Raw genomic sequence first — 15,664 nt, 5'->3', positions numbered from 1 at the left:
TGGTCCTTGCCTGTGCAGTTACCCGTTCGCTTCAGCTTCGTACGGTCCGCGCGCTCTCACGATACGTGCCGAGGCTCAGTCCGTGGGCCGGAACGTCGCGAACGCGGTGTTCCGCAGGGTGGTGCACTCGGGGCCGTTCCACTCCGAGGACTTGCACGAGATCATGATCGCGTAGCCGTGCTCGGCGTCCACCTTGAAGCCCCGGTTGAGGACCCACACGCGCATGCCGCCCTGGTTCCGCTCGAACTGCCAGTCGGCGACGGTCGGATAGCCGTTGTACGAGACCGGCTTGATGCCGTGGTGCTTGTAGCCGTTGCTGCTGGCGGCGACGGCGCCCATGGCGGCGGTCCACGCGGCGGCCGCGTCGCCGCCGGGGCTGTCGGTGTAGTCGACCTGCACGCGCGGGAAGCCGCCCGACGCGCTGAAGATGCCGCCGGAGCCCCGGCCCGCGACACCGGTCATGCGGAAGTCCGCGGGCATCGCCATGGAGAAGTGGAACCGCTTGTCGGTGACCGTCTTGTACCCGGCGGGAAGCGCGGGCTTGCCGCCCGTGCCCGTGCCGGGCGACGCGGTCGGCTTGGTGCCGGTCCCGGCTGTGCCCGCCGTGCCGCCCGGGTCGCCGGCGCCGCCCGCGGTCTGGCCGCCGTCCTGCTCCTTGCCGGTCTCCCCGTCGGGGCCCGTGCCGCTGCCGCCGGTGCTCCCGTTGGAGCCGCCGCCGGTGGTGGCGCCCGCCGATGCGGCCTTGTCGCCGCCCTGGGTGCCGCCGCCCTTGGCGGTGGTGCCGTCGTCGCCGCCGAGGGTGACCGCCAGGATGGTGGCGATGACCGCGAGGACGGCCACCAGCGCGATGGTGACCAGCGTGCGGCGGGGCACCACGTCGGTGATCGGCGCCCGCACGGGCGCGGGCGGACCGGAGCGCTCCGGCTTGGCCTGCCGGGAGGCGGCGGCCGCCGCGGCGGCGTTCCGCACGGAGCGCAGGGCTCCGCGCAGCCGTTCGGCGGTGGCGTCGCCGGGAGCCGAGGCGCCGGCGCCGGTGCCGGCCGCGGTCGTGGCGGCCGGGGTCGCGGTGGGCGTGGCGGCCGGGCCCGGCGGCGGAACCGGCGGGAGCGGCACCACGCGCGTGGCCTCGGGGGACGGCTCGGGCGCCGCCGCGGAGGCCGCGGTCACCGCCAGGACGTCGTTGAGCAGCTTGCGCGCTCCGGCGTCGTCCAGGCGCTGCGCGGGGTCCTTGGCGAGCAGCCCGTAGATGACCGTGTCGAGCGGCCCGGCGTTCCTCGGCGGGTCCAGCTGCTCGGTCATCACGGCGGTGAGCGTCGCTATGGCGGAGCCCTTGTCGTACGGCGGGTGGCCCTCCACGCAGGCGTAGAGGAGGCCGCCGAGCGACCACATGTCGGCGGCGGGGCCGGGGCGCTGGCCCCGGGCGCGCTCGGGCGAGATGTAGGAGGGCGCGCCGACGAGCATGCCGGTCGAGGTGATGGACGGGTCGCCCTCGACCTGGGCGATGCCGAAGTCGGTGAGGACGACGCGGCCGTCGTCGGAGATGAGGACGTTCGACGGCTTCACGTCGCGGTGCAGGATGCCCTGGCGGTGCGCGGCGCGGAGCACGTCGAGGATGGCGAGGCCGACCTCGGCGGCGCGGCGCGGGGTGAGCGTGCCGTCCTCGCGGATGACGTCGGCGAGGGACCGGCCCTCGATGAGCTCCATGACGATCCAGGGGCGGTCGTCCTCGTCGACCACGTCGTAGACCGTCACGGCGCTGTTGTTGCGGATGCGGGCGATGGCCTTGGCCTCGCGCAGCGTCCGGGTGATGAGGCGTCGCTTCTCGTCCTCGTCGATGGCGTTGGGGAAGCGCAGTTCCTTCACCGCGACGGTACGGCTGAGGGTCTCGTCGACGGCGCGCCACACGGTGCCCATGCCGCCGCGCCCGAGGACGGCGCCGAGCCGGTAGCGCCCGGCCAGCAGCCGGCCCTCGGTGGTCACATGGGGGGCCACGGGCTTCTTCACCAGGTCGGCCCGGGAGGCCGCGCCCGCCTTGCCGTCCCCGGCCGCCTTGCCGGTGGACGCCGTGGACGCCGCGGGGGCCTCGGCCGGCGCGGGCCCGGCGGTCGTGTCCCGTGCGGACGGCTCCGCCGGCGCGGGGTCCGCCGCAGCGGGCGCCTCCCGCGTCGCGGCGTCCTCGCGGCCCTCGCGCGTCGGCGCGGCGCCGGACGGGGACGCGCCTTCCGGCGCCCCGCCCGTGACGTCGGCGCCCTTCACCGGAGCACCCTCCGCCGAAACGCCTTCGGCCGGAGCGCCCTTCACCGGAGCGTCCTTCACGGCGTCACCCTTCACGGCGTCAACCCCCGCGCCACCGGCGTCCTTACCGCCGTCCGCGGCGGCGTCCTCGCCGCCGCCCTTGCCGGCGTTCGCCCCCGCGTCGTCCGTGGAAGCCGCGGCCTGACCGGCCTCGTCACCCTTCACCGTCGCACCCTTCGAGGTCGTGCCCTCGCCGTCGGCGCCCCGCTGAGGTTGCCGCGCCGCGTCCCGCGACTGCTCCGCTCCCGACATGCGTCCCCTCTGCGATCCTGTTCCTCGCCCGCGCCTGCCGCGTCCGCGCGATGCGGTAACCCGCCCTGGTGGAGCCTTCATTGTCCCTCACTCCGGGACCGGTGGTGGTGCCGGGTCCGGCGTCCGCGAGGATGACGGTGAGGGAGGGTGCCGCGCGATGTCGAAGTTCAGGACGAGACTCGTGGTGCCGTTGGTTCTGGCCATCTGCGGACTGACTGTCAGTGACCCCCCGGCCACACCGCCCTCGGCCCTGACGCGGCTGGTCACAGCGGGCGGGGCCCCGGCCGCGGCGCTCCTGTCGGAGACGTACGGGTCCTCGGGCACCGCGCGGTTCGAGACGACGGGACCGGCCATCGGACGCGCCGACCACTTCCGCGCGGGCAGCCTCACCAAGACGTTCGTCGCGACCGTGGTCCTCCAGCTGGCGGCGGAACGGCGGCTGGACCTGGACGCCCCGGTGGCCGCCGTCGCCCCCGGTCTGCTCCCTCCCCCGCTGGACCGGCGGGTCACCGCGCGCCGCCTGCTCACCCACACGAGCGGCCTGCCCGACCTCACCCGCCCCTCCTCGCCGGCCGTCCCCCCGGAGGGGCTGCGCGCCGCCCTCGGGTCCCGTACCGCGAAGCCCCCCGGCGCCTTCGCCTACGCCAACACCAACTACGTCGTCCTCGGACGGATCGTCGAACACCTCACGGGCCGCTCCTACGCCTCCGAGGTGCGCCGCCGCGTCATCGTCCCGCTCGGCCTGGACGGCACCTCCTTCCCCGGCGCCCGTACGGACCTGCCCGCCCCGCACGGCCGGGGCTACGACTCCGCGGGGCGCGATGTGACCGACCTGGACCCGCGGGTCGCGGGCGCGGCCGGCGAACTGGTCAGCACCCTCGCCGACCTGAACCGCTTTTACTCCGCGCTCCTCGACGGCCGCCTCCTCGCCCCGCCCCAGCGGGCCGCGCTCCTCGACACCTCGGCCGCACAGGGCCGCTACGGCATGGGCCTGTTCCCCACGCTGCTGTCCTGCGGCGTCACGGTCTGGGGTCACAACGGCCGCATCCCGGGCAGCTACGTCCGCACGGCGGCCACCCGCGACGGCCGCCACCTCCTCACCTTCCGCGCCAACACGGACACCCTCTCCCCCGGCCCACCCCTGGAACGCGCCCTTCTGGAAGCCGAGTTCTGCCCGCCCAAGGACGGCACCACGCCCCCGGCGGACGCCCGGCCCCAGGCCCGGTCCGACGCACCGCCCACGACCCACGCCCGGCCCCAGGCCCCGCCCACGACCCACGCCCAAGCCCCGGCGGACGCCCGGCCCCGGGCCCGGTCCGAGGCGCCGCCCGGGACCCGGCCCGGCGTCCCGGACGTGCGGGGCCGGGACACCAGGGCCTCCGGTCAGCGCCCTTGCGCCGCCCCCTACAGCGGCACGATGTCCGGTGCGCCCAGCCGCGCGGCGTCCGCCGTCTGGTCGTCGGGCTGGCGCTGCGACTCCCGCTCGGCCTCCACCCGCTTCTCGTAGTGCTCCACCTCCCTGGCGACCTGGTCCTCGCCCCAGCCGAGCACCCGCGCCATCAGTCCGGCGCACTCGCGGGCGCAGCCGGTGCCCCGGTCGAAGGTCTCGATGGAGATGCGGGTGCGGCGGGTGAGGACGTCGTCCAGGTGCCGGGCGCCCTCGTGGGAGGCGGCGTACTGGATCTCGGCGCGCAGATAGTCGTCGGCGCCGGTCAGGGGTTCGCCGAGCGCCGGGTCCTCGGCGATCAGGTCGAGCAGCTCCTCCGCCAGGGTGCCGTACCGGTTGAGCAGGTGCTCGACGCGCACGACGTGCAGGCCGGTCCGGGCGGCGATGCGGGCCCGCGCGTTCCACAGCGCCCGGTATCCCTCGGCGCCGAGCAGCGGCACCTCCTCCGTGACGCAGGGGGCGACGCGCATGTCCAGGCCGTGGACGGCCTCGTCGACGGCGTCCTTCGCCATGACGCGGTACGTCGTGTACTTGCCGCCCGCGACCACGACGAGTCCCGGCACGGGGTGGGCGACCGTGTGCTCGCGGGACAGCTTGCTGGTGGCGTCGGACTCGCCGGCCAGCAGCGGCCGTAGGCCCGCGTAGACGCCCTCCACGTCGTCCCTGGTCAGCGGGGTGGCCAGGACGCTGTTGACATGGTCGAGGAGATAGTCGATGTCGGCGCTGGACGCGGCCGGGTGGGCCTTGTCGAGGTCCCAGTCCGTGTCGGTGGTGCCGATGATCCAGTGGCGGCCCCACGGGATGACGAACAGGACGCTCTTCTCGGTGCGCAGGATGAGGCCGGTCGTGGAGTGGATGCGGTCCTTGGGGACGACCAGGTGGATGCCCTTGGAGGCGCGGACGTGGAACTGGCCGCGCTCCCCGATGAGCGCCTGCGTGTCGTCCGTCCAGACACCGGTGGCGTTGACGATCTGCTTGGCGCGGATCTCGTACTCGCCGCCCGCCTCCACGTCCGACACGCGCGCGCCGACGACCCGCTCGCCCTCCCGGAGGAAGCCGATGACACGGGCCCGGCTCGCCGCGTGCGCCCCGTACGCCGCGGCGGTCCGCACCAGCGTGGCGACGAACCGGGCGTCGTCCATCTGGGCGTCGTAGTACTGGAGGGCGCCGACCAGGGCGTCCTTGCGCAGGGCGGGGGCGACGCGCAGGGCGCGGCGGCGCGAGAGGTGGCGGTGCACGGGCAGGCCGCGCCCGTGGCCGGACGAGACGGACATCGCGTCGTACAGGGCGACGCCCGAACCGGCGTACAGCCGCTCCCAGCCCTTGTGCTGGAGCGGATAGAGGAACGGCACGGGCTTGACGAGGTGCGGCGCCAGCCGCTCCAGCAGCAGACCGCGCTCCTTGAGAGCCTCCCTGACCAGCGCGAAGTCCAGCATCTCCAGATAGCGCAGGCCGCCGTGGATGAGCTTGCTGGATCTGCTGGACGTGCCCGAGGCCCAGTCGCGGGCTTCCACCAGGCCGGTGGCGAGGCCGCGGGTCGCCGCGTCGAGCGCCGTACCGGCCCCGACCACACCGCCGCCCACGACCAGCACGTCCAGCTCACGCTCGGCCATGGCCGCCAGGGCCGAGGCCCGCTCCGCGGGTCCCAGTCTCGCTGTCCTCACCGCTGCCTCCCGTCGCCGCCGTCCCCCTGTGTGCTCGGGCTCACAGACTCGATTCTGTCCCCGCACACCGACATCGGCCACCGGCCCGGCGCCACCCTGTGGACAACACTCGGGCGACCCACGACCACGCAATACCGCATAACGGTCATATTTACGCCTAGTCTGACATTGCGTCCGCTCGTTCTGTCCACAGGACTTGCGCGTCTCGCCCCCTCCGGCTACTGGGAAGGACGGCTCACGCCCATGCCCGCAGACCTCGCCGTCATCGGCCTCGGCCACCTCGGACTGCCCCTCGCCCAGGCCGCCACCGCCGCGGGTATCGCCACGATCGGCTACGACACCGACCCGCGGCCGGCCGCCGAACTGGCCGCCGGAAGGCCGCCGGTCGACGGCTCCCTCACCCCGTCCGAGATCCGGCGCATGCTCTCGTCGGGTTTCCGGCCCCTCACCAACCCGGCGGAGCTGGGCCGCGTCCGCACCGCCGTCATCTGCGCGCCCACCCCGCCCGGCACCGCACACGGCACCCTGGACCTGACCGCCGTCACGGCCGCGGCCCGCGCGCTCGCCGCCCGGCTGCGCCCCCACACGACCGTCCTGCTGGAGTCGCCCGTACCGCCCGGGACCACCGAGGACGTGCTGCGCCCCCTCCTCGAGGAGGGCTCCGGGCTGCGCGCCGGCCGGGACTTCCACCTCGCGTACTCCCCCGCCCGCCTCGATCCGGGCGACCGCGCCCACGGCCACGCCCATACGCCGAAGGTCATCGGCGGCCTCACCCCCGCCTGCACCGAGTCCGCCGCCGCCTTCTACGGACGCCTCACCGACAAGGTCGTCCGGGCGCGCGGCCCCCGGGAGGCCGAGACGGTCAAGCTGCTGGAGACCAACTACCGGCACGTCAACATCGCCCTGGTCAACGAGATGGCGGTGCTCTGCCACGACCTGGGCGTCGACCTGTGGGACGTCATCCGCTGCGCCGAGACCAAGCCCTTCGGCTTCCAGGCCTTCCGGCCCGGCCCCGGGGTCGGCGGCCACGGCGCGCCCGTCGACACGATCGGCGCGTACCGCCCGCTGCGGCTGGTGGAGACGGCGAGCCGGATCAACGAGCGCATGCCGCAGTACGTCACCCAGCGCTGCGCCACGCTCCTCAACGAGCACGGCAAGTCGGTGCGCGGCGCGCGGGTGCTGCTGCTGGGCATCACGTACAAGCCCGACCTCGCCGACCGGGAGGGCTCCCCCGCGCCGGAGATCGCCCAGCGGCTGATGGACATGGGCGCGGCGGTCAGCTACCACGACCCGTACGTCCCGGTCTGGCGGGTGCGCGACCTGCCGGTGCCGCGCGCCGACTCGCTGTACGAGGCCGCGGCGGGCGCCGATCTGACGATCCTGCTCCAGCACCACCGCACGTACGACCTGCAGGGCCTCGCCGTGAAGGCCCAGCTGCTGCTGGACACGCGCGGCGCCACGCCGGTCGGCGCCGCCCACCGCCTCTGAGCCGGGGCCCCGCCGGTCTCGGCTTGCTTCCGGGCCGGTCACGGTCGGAAATCGCCGGGGCCGCTGTCACAGGGGGCTGCTAGTGTCCGCCTCTGATTCGCGCGCGGCCGTGCACACGTCAGGTGCCGGCCGCCTCGCTCCGTTCAGGGGGGATTCCCAGCATGAGCCAGTCCGTTCCGCCGCCGCCGAAGTCCGGCAACCCGTTCGCCGCCGGTCCCGGCACCGACCCGGCGGGACAGCCGCAGCCCTTCCCCCAGTACCCGGTGCAGCCCCCGGCGCCCGCGCGGAACAACCTGGTCCTCGGCCTGCTCGCCGCGTTCGGCGCCGCCCTGGTCGCCGCCGGCGCGTACGGCGGCATCGCCGGCGCCATCGACCGGGAGGTCGGCTACGCGGCGGTCGGTGTCGGCCTGCTCGTCGGCTTCCTCGCCGGCAAGGTCGGCGGCCGCAACCCGGTCCTGCCGTTCGTCGCGGCGGTCATCGCGGCCGGCGCGGTCTACCTGGGCCAGCTGGTCACCATCGCGGTCCTGCTGGACAAGCTGGGCGAGGGCTCGTTCGCCGAGATCTTCTTCCAGAACTTCGGCGGCGTGATGGAGCTGTGGAAGCTGGCGGCCGACGGCATGACGTACGTCTTCATCGCCATCGGCGCGGTGGCGGCCTTCGCGGGCGCCAGGAAGGGCGCCGCGTAACCGGCGCCTCCTCAGGCCGCGACGCCACGGGGAGGGGCCCGCACCCGACTGGTGCGGGCCCCTCCCCGTAGCCGTGAAGCGGCAGGTCAGCGGCGGTGCTGCGAGTCCGCGACGGTGACCTCGACGCGCTGGAACTCCTTGAGCTCGCTGTAGCCCGTCGTCGCCATGGCGCGGCGCAGCGCGCCGAAGAAGTTCATCGACCCGTCGGGCGAGTGGGACGGACCGGTGAGGATCTCCTCGGTCGTCCCGGCGACACCGAGGTCGACCAGCTTGCCGCGCGGCACGTCCTCGTGGACGGCCTCCATGCCCCAGTGGTGGCCCTTGCCGGGCGCGTCCGTGGCGCGGGCCAGCGGGGAGCCCATCATCACGGCGTCGGCACCGCACGCGATCGCCTTCGGCAGGTCGCCGGACCAGCCCACGCCGCCGTCGGCGATGACGTGGACGTACCGGCCGCCGGACTCGTCCATGTAGTCGCGGCGGGCCGCGGCCACGTCGGCGACGGCGGTGGCCATCGGGACCTGGATGCCCAGGACGTTGCGGGTGGTGTGGGCGGCGCCGCCGCCGAAGCCGACGAGCACGCCGGCCGCGCCGGTCCGCATCAGGTGCAGGGCCGCCGTGTACGTGGCGCAGCCGCCGACGATGACGGGGACGTCGAGCTCGTAGATGAACTGCTTCAGGTTCAGCGGCTCGGCGGCGCCGGAGACGTGCTCGGCGGAGACCGTCGTCCCGCGGATGACGAAGATGTCGACGCCCGCGTCGACCACGGCCTTGGAGAACTGGGCCGTGCGCTGCGGGGAGAGCGCGGCGGCGGTGACGACACCGGCGTCGCGGACCTCCTTCAGACGCTGCCCGATCAGCTCCTCCTTGATGGGGGCGGAGTAGATCTCCTGCAGACGGCGGGTCGCGGTCTCCTCGTCGAGCTCGGTGATCTCGTCCAGGAGCGGCTGCGGGTCCTCGTAGCGGGTCCACAGGCCCTCGAGGTTGAGCACGCCGAGACCGCCGAGGCGGCCGATGGCGATCGCCGTCTGCGGGGAGACGACGGAGTCCATGGGGGCGGCCAGGAAGGGCAGCTCGAAGCGGTAGGCGTCGATCTGCCACGCAATCGAGACCTCCTTCGGGTCCCGCGTGCGCCGGCTCGGTACGACGGCGATGTCGTCGAAGGCGTACGCCCTGCGGCCGCGCTTGCCGCGCCCGATCTCGATCTCAGTCACGATGTGTGGCCTTTCCCTCTGCGTCTGCGCCTACCAGTATCCCCGACGCGCGCGCGAAGGGGCGGCCCGGGCAGTGCCGGGCCGCCCCTTCGGCGGTGTCGGGAGGGCGCTCAGCGCTTGCTGCTGTAGTTCGGCGCCTCGACGGTCATCTGGATGTCGTGCGGGTGGCTCTCCTTGAGGCCCGCCGACGTGATGCGGACGAACCGGCCGCGCTCCTGGAGCTCGGGCACGGTGCGCCCGCCGACGTAGAACATCGACTGGCGCAGACCGCCGACCAGCTGGTGGACGACCGCGGAGAGCGGGCCGCGGTAGGGCACCTGGCCCTCGATGCCCTCGGGGACCAGCTTCTCGTCGGAGGCGACGCCCTCCTGGAAGTAGCGGTCCTTGGAGAAGGACTTGCGGTCGCCGCGGGACTGCATGGCGCCCAGGGAGCCCATGCCGCGGTACGACTTGAACTGCTTGCCGTTGATGAAGAGCAGCTCGCCCGGGGACTCCTCGCAGCCCGCCAGGAGCGAGCCGAGCATCACCGTGTCGGCGCCCGCGACGAGGGCCTTGGCGATGTCGCCCGAGTACTGCAGGCCGCCGTCGCCGATGACCGGGATGCCGGCCGCCTTGGCGGCGAGGGACGCCTCGTAGATGGCGGTGACCTGCGGGACGCCGATGCCAGCGACGACGCGGGTGGTGCAGATGGAGCCGGGGCCGACGCCGACCTTGATCGCGTCGGCGCCCGCGTCGACGAGCGCCTGGGCGCCGTCGCGGGTGGCGACGTTGCCGCCGATGACGTCGACGGCGGAGTTCGACTTGATCTTGGCGATCATGTCGCCGACCAGCTTGGAGTGGCCGTGGGCCGTGTCGACCACGATGAAGTCGACACCGGCCTCGATCAGGGCCTGGGCGCGCTCGAACGCGTCGCCGGCGACACCGACGGCCGCGCCGACGATGAGGCGGCCCTCCTTGTCCTTCGCGGCGTTCGGGTACTTCTCCGCCTTGACGAAGTCCTTGACGGTGATGAGGCCCTTGAGGATGCCGTCGTCGTCGACGAGCGGCAGCTTCTCGATCTTGTGGCGGCGCAGCAGCTCCATGGCGTCCACACCGGAGATGCCGACCTTGCCGGTGACCAGCGGCATCGGGGTCATGACCTCGCGCACCCGGCGGGCGCGGTCGGTCTCGAAGGCCATGTCGCGGTTGGTGACGATGCCGAGCAGCTTGCCCGCCGGGTCGGTGACCGGGACGCCGCTGATGCGGAACTTGGCGCAGATCGCGTCGGCCTCGGCGAGCGTGGCGTCGGGGTGGATCGTGATCGGGTCGGTGACCATGCCCGACTCGGAGCGCTTCACCAGGTCGACCTGGTTCGCCTGGTCGGCGATCGACAGGTTCCGGTGGAGGACGCCGACGCCGCCCTGGCGGGCCATGGCAATGGCCATCCGGGACTCCGTCACCTTGTCCATCGCGGCGGACAGCAGCGGGATGTTGACCCGGACGTTGCGCGACAGCTGCGAGGAGGTGTCGATCTGGTCGGGAGCCATGCCCGACGCGCCCGGCAGCAGCAGCACGTCGTCGTAGGTCAGCCCGAGCGCGGCGAATTTCTCGGGCACTCCGTCGACGTTGGCAGTCATGACACCTTCCCCAATGGCCTTGATCGGTGCGGATGTCCATGCTAACGGGCTGCGGGCGTGTCTCATTCCACGAGCAAGATCACCCGGCAGCTTTGTACGTTCACACGTATGACATCCGCCATACGGCTCCGCGCCACCCCGCTCCGGTAGGCGGTACGGCCGCCCAGCCGCGTACGGCCCGGCGTGGGCCTACTGCTCCGCGAGGGCGCGCAGGCGGCTGAGGGCGCGGTGCTGGGCAACCCGTACGGCCCCCGGGGACATGCCGAGCATCTGGCCGGTCTCCTCGGCGGTCAGTCCGACGGCGACACGCAGGACCAGCAGCTCCCGCTGGTTCTCCGGGAGGTTGGCGAGCAGGCGCCTGGCCCATTCGGCGTCGTCGCTGAGGAGGGCGCGCTCCTCGGGGCCGAGGGAGTCGTCGGGGCGCTCGGGCATCTCGTCGGAGGGCACGGCGGTCGAGCCGGGGTGCCGCATGGCGGCCCGCTGGAGGTCGGCGACCTTGTGTCCGGCGATGGCGAAGACGAACGCCTCGAAGGGGCGGCCCGTGTCCTTGTAGCGGGGCAGGGCCATGAGGACGGCGACGCAGACCTCCTGCGCCAGGTCCTCGACGAAGTGGCGGGCGTCACCGGGCAGCCGGTTCAGCCGGGTACGGCAGTAGCGCAGGGCCAGGGGGTGGACATGGGCGAGGAGGTCGTGCGTCGCCTGTTCGTCGCCCTCCACCGCGCGGTGCACGAGTGCTCCGATCGTCCCCGGCCCGGCGGGGGGCGTCGGGGTGGCCGGCGTCTGGTCGTCGCGCATCGGTCCATGGTGCCTTGACCGCGTCCGCTCCGAGGCACCGCGTCCAGCCTTGTGCACCGAAGCGTTATGAGCAGGTGCGCCGGAAGTCATCCCCTGCGCCCTCCCCTCCCGCTCGATCGACTCGTCCCCGAGGAACTCCACCCCTCAAGGATGCGGCATCGCGCAGGAAACAGACATCGGGCCTGCGCCGCCCCGCCCGCCACCCGGCGGACGGGGACCGAAACGGCCTCGTCAGGGGCCGGGCTGCTACCGGACCAGGCCCCAGCGGAAGCCGAGCGCCACGGCGTGGGCGCGGTCGGAGGCGCCGAGCTTCTTGAACAGCCGGCGGGCGTGGGTCTTGACCGTGTCCTCGGAGAGGAACAGCTCGCGGCCGATCTCGGCGTTGGACCGGCCGTGGCTCATGCCCTCCAGCACCTGGATCTCGCGGGCGGTCAGCGTCGGCGCGGCGCCCATCTCGGCGGAGCGCAGCCGGCGCGGGGCGAGCCGCCAGGTCGGGTCGGCGAGGGCCTGGGTGACCGTGGCCCGCAGCTCGGCGCGCGAGGCGTCCTTGTGCAGGTAGCCGCGGGCGCCGGCGGCGACGGCGAGGGCGACGCCGTCGAGGTCCTCGGCGACCGTGAGCATGATGATCCGGGCACCGGGGTCGGCGGAGAGCAGTCGGCGGACGGTTTCCACACCGCCCAGGCCGGGCATGCGCACGTCCATCAGAATCAGGTCCGAGCGGTCGGCGCCCCAGCGGCGGAGGACTTCCTCGCCGTTGGCCGCCGTCGTGACGCGCTCGACGCCGGGCACGGTGGCGACGGCGCGGCGGAGCGCTTCTCGGGCAAGCGGGGAGTCGTCGCAGACGAGGACGGAAGTCATGGCCGTCCTCCGCAGCTGATGCGCGTCACCTTGGGCCTCCAGGCTGGTTACGAATCGTCACCTGTGCGGTTGACGCCCTCGGACGGCTGCCCGAGCGCTTGTTCTTTCAACCGCCTCCGCACTCTCAACGACGGTCACTCGAAAGAGTTACGGGTAGGAGCACCTCTTCAACACAGAGCGTGAGGAGGCGCGTACGGAGCAGAGCACCGCAGGTCACCGCCGCTCCACTCAGAGCTATGCCCCATTTAGCGGCTTTTCCTTCCCTTTGGCGGTGTCTGTAGCTAGATTCGCAATGAGTCATATTTACATCTACTGCGACAAGTAGTCCGCTCAGTAAGCTCAGTACCGGCATCAAGGGGACATGCGCCATGGCAGATTTCTCCCGCCTTCCCGGACCCAACGCCGACCTGTGGGACTGGCAGCTGCTCGCGGCCTGCCGAGGGGTCGACAGTTCGCTGTTCTTCCACCCCGAGGGAGAGCGTGGCGCGGCACGGAGCGCGCGTGAGAACTCGGCGAAGGAGGTCTGCATGCGCTGCCCGGTGCGCGCCGAGTGCGCGGCCCACGCACTGGCCGTGCGCGAGCCCTACGGCGTATGGGGCGGCCTCACCGAGGACGAGCGCGAGGAGCTGATGGGCCGGGCGCGGACCCGGCTGGTCTCCACGTCGGCGGCGACGGCGGGGAACAACTGACGCCGCGTCGGCCCCGATGATCTGAAGGAACGTTTCAGCAGGCACCCGTACGGGCCCCGGCGGGGCCGGGTGGCCCGCGGGCGGGGCGCTACGCGCGCGTGGCGGCGTCGGCCAGGCGGTCCAGGGTGGCGGCGACGGCCGGGACCTGCGCCAGGTCCGGCAGGGTGAGGGCGACGATCTCCCGCTCCACCGGCGGCTCCACCGCCACGGTGCGCGCGCCCCGGGGCCGTACGGACTCGACGGCGAGCTCCGGCAGGACGGCCACGCCCAGGCCCGCGCCGACGAGGCCCACCACCGCCGGGTAGTCGTCGGTCGCGAAGTCGATGCGGGGCGTGAAGCCGGCGTCCTCGCACACCTCGACCAGCTGGCGGCGGCAGCGGGGGCAGCCGGCGATCCACGGCTCGTCGGCCAGTTCGCCGATCGAGACGGCCCGCGCGCCCGCCAGCCGGTGCCCCTCCGGGACCAGGCCGACGAGCCGGTCGGTGAGCAGCGGCCGTACGACCAGGTCGTCCCACTCGGTGCCGCCGCCCGCGTACCGGAAGGCCAGCGCGATGTCGCAGTCGCCCTCCCGGAGCATCTCGACCGAGCGGGGCGGCTCGGCCTCCACGAGGGAGACGCGGGTGCCGGGGTGCGCGGCGCGCAGGGCGGCGAGCGCGGTGGGGACCAGGCTGGAGCTGCCGCTCGGGAAGGAGACGAGGCGGACCCGGCCGGCGCGCAGGCCCGCGATGGCGGCGACCTCCTCCTCGGCGGCGGTGAGCCCGGCGAGGATGCCCGCCGCGTGCCGGACCAGCGCCTCGCCGGCCTGGGTCAGGCGCATCTCGCGGCCGGTGCGGATGAGCAGCGGCGTACCGGCGGACGACTCCAGGGCCTTCATCTGCTGGCTGACGGCGGGCTGGGTGCAGCCCAGCTCGCGCGCCGCGGCGGAGAAGGAGCCAGTGGCGGCGACGGCGCGGAGGACTCGGAGGTGACGGGCTTCGATCACCCTTTGAATATAAGGGCAGCTTTAGGCGGATGCGCGATATCGCATGGATTCTTTGAGTCTGGGCGGTTAGCGTGCCGCCATGACCGAGACGACGAGCATGCGGGTGCTGACGGTGAACGCGGGGCGCGCGCGGAAGGTGGACTACACCAGCGCGCCGAGCGGCGAGACCGGTATCGGGAAGGTGCCGGTGGTGGGGGCCGTACGGGTGGAGGACCCGGGCCCCAAGGGGCTCGCGGGCGGCGGCGTGGCCGGGGACGCGGTGTGCGACCTGCGCCACCACGGGGGTACGCACCAGGCGGTGTACGCCTTCGCGCGCGAGGAGCTGGACCGCTGGGAGCGGGAGCTGGGCCGGCCGCTGGCGAACGGCCTGTTCGGGGAGAACCTGACCACGCTGGGCGTCGACGTGGACGGGGCGCTGCTCGGGGAGCGGTGGCGGATCGGGGCCTCGCTGGTGCTGGAGGTGACGGACGCGCGGATCCCCTGCCGTACGTTCGCGGGCCGGATGGGTGAGCCGGGGTGGGTCAGGCGGTTCACGGAGCGGGGGGCGCCGGGGGCGTATCTGCGGGTGGTGGAGCCGGGCGAGATCCGGGCGGGCGACCCGGTGGAGGTGGTGTACCGGCCCGATCACGAGGTGACGGTGGCGCTGGCGTTCCGCGCGCAGACGACGCGGCGGGAGCTGCTGCCGCTGGTGCTCGCGGCGGGCGGGGCCGCCCATCCCGAACTGCTGGAGAGCGCCCGGACGTACGCGGCGAGCACGGCCGGGGTGTCCGCTTCCTGAACGCCGGCGTACCACGGGGTGAGCTGTTCCGTACGGGTCGTGTGCCCCGTACGGGACGAACCGGGGCCCTTCCGGGCGCGTGCCGCGACGGGCGGGCGGGGCACTAACGTGCCGCGTATGACGAGTGCACTGATTACTGGCGCGACCGCGGGTATCGGGGCCGCGTTCGCGCGGCGGCTGGCGGCCGACGGCCATGACGTGATCCTGGTCGCCCGCGACGCGGAGCGGCTCAGGGAGCAGGCGACCGAACTGCACGACCGGCACGGCGTGGAGGCGGAGGTGCTGCCGGCGGACCTCGCCGACGACGCGGGCATCGCGGCCGTCGAGGCGCGGCTCGCCGACCCGAAGCGCCCGGTGGACCTGCTGGTCAACAACGCGGGCTTCGGCAACAAGGGCCGGTTCCTCGAAGTGGACATGGCCGACGAGCTGCGGATGCTGAAGGTGCACTGCGAGGCGGTGCTGCGGCTGACGGCCGCGGCGACGTCGTCGATGCGGGAGCGGCGGCGGGGCGGCGTGGTGAACGTCGCGTCCGTCGCCGCTTTCGTACCGCGCGGCACGTACGGCGCGTCGAAGGCGTGGGTCGTGCAGTTCACCCAGGGCGCCGCGCGGGACCTGGCGGGGAGCGGGGTGCGGCTGATGGCGCTGTGCCCCGGATTCGTACGGACGGAGTTCCACCAGCGGGCCGGGATGGGCACGGACAACATCCCGGGCTGGATGTGGCTGGACGCCGACAAGGTGGTGTCGGACGCGCTCGCGGACCTGGCGCGCGGGCGCACCCTGTCGATCCCGGACCCGCGGTACAAGGCGCTGATGGGCGTGGTGAAGCTGGCCCCGCGCGGTCTGCTGGGCGGCTTCACCTCCCGCGCGGGCCGCAAGTACGGGCCGCGGTAGCGGGGTTCCGGG

At 73.6% G+C, this 15,664-nt stretch carries 13 protein-coding genes; 6 read left to right on the top strand and 7 right to left on the bottom strand.

Annotation, left to right across the window (positions count from 1 at the left end; translation table 11 throughout):
* Positions 1-75: 75 nt before the first annotated feature.
* Complete coding sequence (locus ACSUPT_RS18370; RefSeq protein ID WP_436944977.1) at positions 76-2,547, bottom strand: serine/threonine-protein kinase; 2,472 nt, start codon at positions 2,545-2,547, stop codon at positions 76-78.
* 157 nt (positions 2,548-2,704) lie between these two features.
* On the opposite strand from ACSUPT_RS18370, the gene ACSUPT_RS18365 reads away from it, so the two are divergent.
* The gene (locus ACSUPT_RS18365; RefSeq protein ID WP_436944975.1) at positions 2,705-4,054 is read left to right on the top strand and encodes a serine hydrolase; all 1,350 of its coding nucleotides are present in this window, start codon (positions 2,705-2,707) and stop codon (positions 4,052-4,054) included.
* Here ACSUPT_RS18365 and ACSUPT_RS18360 read toward each other — a convergent pair.
* The gene (locus ACSUPT_RS18360) at positions 3,952-5,658 is read right to left on the bottom strand and encodes a glycerol-3-phosphate dehydrogenase/oxidase (RefSeq protein WP_351963368.1); all 1,707 of its coding nucleotides are present in this window, start codon (positions 5,656-5,658) and stop codon (positions 3,952-3,954) included. The two genes, ACSUPT_RS18365 and ACSUPT_RS18360, sit on opposite strands and share 103 nt — an antisense overlap.
* Positions 5,659-5,901: 243 nt before the next feature.
* Between ACSUPT_RS18360 and ACSUPT_RS18355 the strand changes: the two genes are divergently transcribed.
* Both ACSUPT_RS18355 and ACSUPT_RS18350 read left to right on the top strand, forming a co-directional pair.
* Positions 5,902-7,146: a nucleotide sugar dehydrogenase gene (locus ACSUPT_RS18355; protein WP_351963367.1), complete on the top strand. Its 1,245-nt coding sequence runs from the start codon at positions 5,902-5,904 to the stop codon at positions 7,144-7,146.
* A 161-nt stretch (positions 7,147-7,307) separates the two neighbouring features.
* A complete protein-coding gene (locus ACSUPT_RS18350; RefSeq protein ID WP_436944973.1) occupies positions 7,308-7,832 on the top strand; it encodes a hypothetical protein in 525 nt (174 codons plus the stop codon).
* A gap of 86 nt (positions 7,833-7,918) precedes the next feature.
* On the opposite strand, the gene ACSUPT_RS18345 is transcribed toward ACSUPT_RS18350, so the two are convergent.
* The 4 genes from ACSUPT_RS18345 to ACSUPT_RS18330 all read right to left on the bottom strand — a co-directional run bounded on the left by ACSUPT_RS18345 (position 7,919) and on the right by ACSUPT_RS18330 (position 12,312).
* The gene (locus tag ACSUPT_RS18345; RefSeq protein ID WP_351963365.1) at positions 7,919-9,043 is read right to left on the bottom strand and encodes a GuaB3 family IMP dehydrogenase-related protein; all 1,125 of its coding nucleotides are present in this window, start codon (positions 9,041-9,043) and stop codon (positions 7,919-7,921) included.
* Positions 9,044-9,153: 110 nt separating this feature from the next.
* The gene (guaB, locus tag ACSUPT_RS18340; protein ID WP_436944972.1) at positions 9,154-10,659 is read right to left on the bottom strand and encodes an IMP dehydrogenase; all 1,506 of its coding nucleotides are present in this window, start codon (positions 10,657-10,659) and stop codon (positions 9,154-9,156) included.
* A 189-nt stretch (positions 10,660-10,848) separates the two neighbouring features.
* Positions 10,849-11,454, bottom strand: coding sequence for a sigma-70 family RNA polymerase sigma factor (locus ACSUPT_RS18335; RefSeq protein ID WP_351963363.1), 606 nt, complete (start codon positions 11,452-11,454; stop codon positions 10,849-10,851).
* A 246-nt stretch (positions 11,455-11,700) separates the two neighbouring features.
* On the bottom strand, positions 11,701-12,312 hold the full coding sequence (locus ACSUPT_RS18330; protein WP_003948568.1) for a response regulator transcription factor: 612 nt from the start codon (positions 12,310-12,312) through the stop codon (positions 11,701-11,703).
* A gap of 368 nt (positions 12,313-12,680) precedes the next feature.
* On the opposite strand from ACSUPT_RS18330, the gene ACSUPT_RS18325 reads away from it, so the two are divergent.
* Positions 12,681-13,001 carry a WhiB family transcriptional regulator gene (locus ACSUPT_RS18325; RefSeq protein ID WP_351963362.1) on the top strand — a complete coding sequence of 107 codons (321 nt, stop codon included), beginning with the start codon at positions 12,681-12,683 and terminating at the stop codon, positions 12,999-13,001.
* 88 nt (positions 13,002-13,089) lie between these two features.
* Here ACSUPT_RS18325 and ACSUPT_RS18320 read toward each other — a convergent pair whose 3' ends face one another.
* Complete coding sequence (locus ACSUPT_RS18320; RefSeq protein WP_351963361.1) at positions 13,090-13,983, bottom strand: LysR family transcriptional regulator; 894 nt, start codon at positions 13,981-13,983, stop codon at positions 13,090-13,092.
* 97 nt (positions 13,984-14,080) lie between these two features.
* On the opposite strand from ACSUPT_RS18320, the gene ACSUPT_RS18315 reads away from it, so the two are divergent.
* Positions 14,081-14,761: an MOSC domain-containing protein gene (locus ACSUPT_RS18315; protein WP_436946232.1), complete on the top strand. Its 681-nt coding sequence runs from the start codon at positions 14,081-14,083 to the stop codon at positions 14,759-14,761.
* 117 nt (positions 14,762-14,878) lie between these two features.
* Positions 14,879-15,652, top strand: coding sequence for an SDR family NAD(P)-dependent oxidoreductase (locus tag ACSUPT_RS18310; protein ID WP_351963360.1), 774 nt, complete (start codon positions 14,879-14,881; stop codon positions 15,650-15,652).
* Positions 15,653-15,664 lie beyond the last annotated feature (12 nt).

This window comes from Streptomyces sp. SudanB25_2051, assembly GCF_964272635.1.
GTDB lineage: Bacteria > Actinomycetota > Actinomycetes > Streptomycetales > Streptomycetaceae > Streptomyces.
Note: the sequence above shows the minus strand (reverse complement) of the source record. Positions and strands in the feature narration are given on the sequence as shown.

Coding starts and splice junctions, on each gene's coding strand:
- ACSUPT_RS18370 (WP_436944977.1), bottom strand. CDS start 2,547: ATGTCGGGAGCGGAGCAGTCGCGGGACGCGGCGCGGCAACCTCAGCGG.
- ACSUPT_RS18365 (WP_436944975.1), top strand. CDS start 2,705: ATGTCGAAGTTCAGGACGAGACTCGTGGTGCCGTTGGTTCTGGCCATC.
- ACSUPT_RS18355 (WP_351963367.1), top strand. CDS start 5,902: ATGCCCGCAGACCTCGCCGTCATCGGCCTCGGCCACCTCGGACTGCCC.
- ACSUPT_RS18350 (WP_436944973.1), top strand. CDS start 7,308: ATGAGCCAGTCCGTTCCGCCGCCGCCGAAGTCCGGCAACCCGTTCGCC.
- guaB (WP_436944972.1), bottom strand. CDS start 10,659: ATGACTGCCAACGTCGACGGAGTGCCCGAGAAATTCGCCGCGCTCGGG.
- ACSUPT_RS18335 (WP_351963363.1), bottom strand. CDS start 11,454: ATGCGCGACGACCAGACGCCGGCCACCCCGACGCCCCCCGCCGGGCCG.
- ACSUPT_RS18330 (WP_003948568.1), bottom strand. CDS start 12,312: ATGACTTCCGTCCTCGTCTGCGACGACTCCCCGCTTGCCCGAGAAGCG.
- ACSUPT_RS18325 (WP_351963362.1), top strand. CDS start 12,681: ATGGCAGATTTCTCCCGCCTTCCCGGACCCAACGCCGACCTGTGGGAC.
- ACSUPT_RS18315 (WP_436946232.1), top strand. CDS start 14,081: ATGCGGGTGCTGACGGTGAACGCGGGGCGCGCGCGGAAGGTGGACTAC.
- ACSUPT_RS18310 (WP_351963360.1), top strand. CDS start 14,879: ATGACGAGTGCACTGATTACTGGCGCGACCGCGGGTATCGGGGCCGCG.